The organism is Sphaerochaeta sp. S2 (genome assembly GCF_016406725.1).
GTDB lineage: Bacteria > Spirochaetota > Spirochaetia > Sphaerochaetales > Sphaerochaetaceae > Sphaerochaeta.
Window position 1 is genome coordinate 1 of sequence record NZ_JAEKNT010000374.1, and the last position, 4,238, is coordinate 4,238.

Annotated in this window: 4 protein-coding genes and 1 pseudogene; all 5 read right to left on the minus strand. The window is 49.9% G+C overall.

From position 1 onward, the window contains the following. Positions 1-950, minus strand: a 950-nt coding sequence (locus JF818_RS10995) for a diaminopimelate decarboxylase (RefSeq protein WP_198892057.1), incomplete at its 3' end; no start/stop codon positions are given. Further along, positions 947-2,176 carry an LL-diaminopimelate aminotransferase gene (locus JF818_RS11000; RefSeq protein WP_198892058.1) on the minus strand — a complete coding sequence of 410 codons (1,230 nt, stop codon included), beginning with the start codon at positions 2,174-2,176 and terminating at the stop codon, positions 947-949. The genes JF818_RS11000 and JF818_RS10995, both read right to left, overlap by 4 nt. A 6-nt stretch (positions 2,177-2,182) precedes the next feature. Then, the gene (dapA, locus tag JF818_RS11005; RefSeq protein ID WP_198892059.1) at positions 2,183-3,094 is read right to left on the minus strand and encodes a 4-hydroxy-tetrahydrodipicolinate synthase; all 912 of its coding nucleotides are present in this window, start codon (positions 3,092-3,094) and stop codon (positions 2,183-2,185) included. Further along, complete coding sequence (dapB, locus tag JF818_RS11010) at positions 3,091-3,864, minus strand: 4-hydroxy-tetrahydrodipicolinate reductase (RefSeq protein ID WP_198892060.1); 774 nt, start codon at positions 3,862-3,864, stop codon at positions 3,091-3,093. The genes dapA and dapB overlap by 4 nt, the downstream gene beginning before the upstream one ends. Before the next feature lie 89 nt (positions 3,865-3,953). Further along, positions 3,954-4,238, minus strand: a pseudogene (locus JF818_RS11015) (DNA topoisomerase III); the annotation flags it as partial.

Genomic DNA, 4,238 nt, shown 5'->3' on the forward strand with positions numbered 1-4,238 from the left:
GCACCATAGAGTGCCGGCCTCATCAAGTCAGCCATGGAGGCATCGAGTCCGACATAGTCCTTGTACTTCTTGGTGACATGCAACACCTTGCTCACCAGGTATCCATATGGACCGGTGATCACCCTTCCGCACTCAAAGACAATCTGCAAAGGATCAAGACCAGCAGGTACGATGATCTCATCGTAGAGAGCCTTCATTCCATCACTGACCATCTGCAAATCCATTGCATCCTGATCAGGACGGTAGGGAATACCGATGCCACCACCCATATCGATGAATTCAATGACAATTCCTGTTTCCTTCTTGATTCTCACTGCCAGGTCAAAGAGCATCCTGGCCGTCTCAACAATATAGGAACCATCAAGCTCGTTTGAAGCAACCATGGTATGCAAGCCAAAATGCTTTACACCCTTCTCTTGCATGATTCGGTAGCTCTCCACTATCTGCTCATCCGTCAAGCCGTACTTTGCTTCCACCGGGTTTCCGATGATTGCATTTCCTGTTCGGTTCTTTCCCGGGTTGTAACGGAAACAGATGGTCTCAGGAACCTTTCCAATAGCTTTCTCAAGTGTCTCAATATGGGTGATATCATCAAGATTGATGATGGCTCCAAGCTCATAGGCTGCGAGGAACTCCTCTTCAGGGGTATCATTGCTGGTGAACATGATTCTCTCAGCACTGATTCCACTTGCCTTGCTGAGCAACAGCTCAGGAAGGGAGGAACAGTCAGCCCCGAACCCTTCCTTGGCAAGAAGCTTGAGAATGGTCGGATTAGGACAGGCCTTTACCGCGAAGTAGTTACGGAAACCTGGGGCCCATGAAAAGAGTTGGTTGAATTGTCTGGCATTATCCACGATTGCCTTCTCGTCGTATAAATAAAAGGGTGTGGGAAGCTGATAGGCAAGTTCCAGCAAATCGCCATGCCCCATGGGAAGTGTTTTCTCACTCATACCTGTAAGTTCTCCTCTATCTGGGCCATGGCTTTGATCACATTCTCACGGTGTCCATAGGAGGAAACACGGACGAATGCTGCACCTGATGGCCCAAATCCCCCACCTGGAGTTACCACTACATGGCATTTGTCGAGCAGGATATCGAAGAACTCCCAGCTATCCATACCATTCGGGGTTTTTGTCCAGATGTACGGGCTATTTACACCACCATACACTTTCAGGCCTACTTTCTCCAGTCCTTCCCGTATGATTCTGGCATTCTCGAGGTAGTACTCGACCAATGCGCGGCTCTGGTCGTATCCTTCCCCTTCCAAGGCGGCAAGCCCACCAGCTTGAGCAATATTGCTTGCTCCATTGAAGAAGGTACACTGTCGGCGATTCCACATGGAGTTCAAGAGACCGGAGGGAGCATCCTCACACTCCAATTCCTCTGGGACAATCGTCCACCCCAAGCGAACACCGGTAAAACCGGAGAACTTGGAGAAGCTGTTGATCTCAATGGCGCAACGCTTTGCCCCTTCAACCTCATAGATACTTCTCGGGTAGCCTTCCTCGGTAACATACTCACTATAGGCACTGTCGAAGATGATGATGCTCTTGTTCTTGATTGCATAGTCCACAAACGCCTTGAGCTGTGCATGGGTGGCTACTGCACCTGTAGGGTTGTTCGGACTGCAGAGATAGATAAGATCGACCTTCTGCTCGGGAGGGCTGGGTATGAACCCATTCTCTTCTGTACTTGAGAGATAGACAAATCCATCATAGAGACCCTTTTCCTTGTTGAATAGACCGGTCCTTCCCCCGACAACATTGCTGTCAACATACACTGGATAGGCTGGGTCCTGGATAGCAACGACATTCTCAGAGGAAAAGAGATCCTGGATATTTGCAGCATCACTCTTGGCTCCGTCGCTTACAAAAAACTCCGTGCTCTTGAGTTCCACACCATAGCGTCCATAGTAACGAACCAAGGCTTCCCGAAGAGCTGTATCACCTTGCTCATCTCCATATCCTGAGTAGGTTGCACGGTCAGAGAGCTTCTTAATTTTCTCTCTCATTGCATCGCAGACCGCAGGAGGAAGGGCTTCGGTAGTGTTCCCGATGCCGAGGCGGAGTACCTCGACTCCCGGGTTCGATTCCTGCCATACCTTGGTCCTGCGGGCTATCTCAGGGAAGAGGTATCCGCTCGCCAGCTTTTGGAAGTTCGTATTGATTGTCGCCATGTACACTTATCTCCTTATGATTGCGCCCAATGCTTCAAGCTTGTCCAGCTCTTCGTAGAGGGCATTTCTATTCTCTTCACGTTCAAAGGTGCAGATAGGAAGCCTGAAGGACTCCTCGCACCAACCATAGCGGGCCATTGCCGTCTTGATGGGAATCGGATTGGTTTCAAGGAAACATGCCTTGAAGAAACCACTGAGATTCGCTTCCATCTCCCTTGCCTGCTCCCACTTACCCTCGAGGGCCAAGTGGATCATCTTTGAAATATACCCGGGAGCAATGTTTGAGGCAACCGACACAACACCATCCCCACCACTTTCCACCAAGGGAATGGAGAGATTGTCATCTCCGCTGAGTACATGGAACTTGCCATGGGTTGCATCAATGACAGAGCGCATCTGCTCCAGGCTTCCACTGGCTTCCTTCACACCGACGATGTTGGAGCACGCATCACTGAGTGCCTTTACGGTCTCTGTCTCAATGTTTACACCGGTTCTTCCCTTGATATTGTAGAGGATACAGGGGATATCGACACTGTCTGCAATTGCCTTGAAGTGGTAGTACAACCCCTTCTGGGTAGGCTTGTTGTAATACGGATTGACCAAGAGTACTGCGTCTGCCCCAACCTGCTGTGCATGCCTTGAAAGCCTCACTGCCTCACTGGTCGCATTAGAGCCTGTACCGGCAATGACAGGAACCCTGCCATTCGCAAACTTGACGGTCATTGCGATCATCTGGTCATGTTCATCGTGACTGAGGGTTGGGCTTTCCCCGGTTGTTCCGCAGGGGACCAGACCATTCACGCCACTGGTGATCTGTGCTTCGATGAGTTCCTCAAGACGTTCCTCGTCCAGATTGTCCTTCTTGGTGAATGGGGTGATCAGGGCAGTATGTACCCCTTTGAAATTAATGTCTCTCATTGTGTCTTCTCCACTGATAGATATACATCTTCGAGCATGTCATCAAGGCTAAAAAATCCCTTGCGACCTGATGTGATCCAGGCAGCTGCCTGTACAGCCCCCACGGCAAAGCCTTCCCGTGATCGGGCTCTATGTGTCAATTCGATTGTGTCCTGTGGACTGTCAAAGTAGACAGTGTGTGTTCCAGGAACCCAGCCGCCCCTTACTGAGGCAAGATGAATGGTTTCATCTTCCCTCTTGTGGTGCAGGGTCTCCTTCTCCACTATGCGTTTATCCTGATAGTTTTCCAACACCAACGAACCCAGCATCTCTGCAGTACCTGAAGGACTGTCCGCCTTCTGTGCATGATGGATTTCCGTCAGGAATGGATCATAGAGACCGCTTTTTGCGAAAAGTCTGGATGCTTCCTTCACCACCTGCATGAAGAGCGCCACTCCCAGCGAGTAGTTTCCGCTATAGATGATGGCACCACCTGCTTGTGCTACGATCTCTTGTAGTTCAGGTATCCTGTCATACCAGCCTGTTGTCCCGATGACTGCAGGAATGCCGAGTTTTGCATAGAGGATGATATGGTCCACAACCACTGAAGGGTGGGTGAAATCGATGACTACCTCGCACTCACTTAATTGCTCACTACTGACCTGATTTGCAGTGACTTCGCTCTCCTGACAGATCGGGTCAATAACAGCGGCAATCGTATGCCCCCGCTTCAAGGCTTCAGAGCGGATGAGTTTCCCCATCTTCCCAAATCCAACAATACCTACGCGCATACACTCCTCCTGTGATGCAGGAAGAGTAGCAGAAAGTTACAAATATGTCTATAGTTTAACAAAATGTTTTTATTATAACAGATTTTACCCTATTTTCTTTTCTTATCGCGTTTTTTTCGTTCCTCACTGGCCTTCAGGAAATCGGCAAAGCTCCCACCACTGGACGGCACATCCTCTACTATATGTTTATTCTGCACAGGAGGTTTCCACCCTCCCCTGTCCTGGTGCTCATCCCTACGCGGGCCACGAAAGGCCAACTTGCTTGGACGAACAACCTCGATGACAGTCTCCCATGTGAACTTGGGCCCCTTGTCATCATCAGGCAGGGAGAATGATTGCATTGCCGGTTTCTTGGCCATGGATTTCTTCAGTAC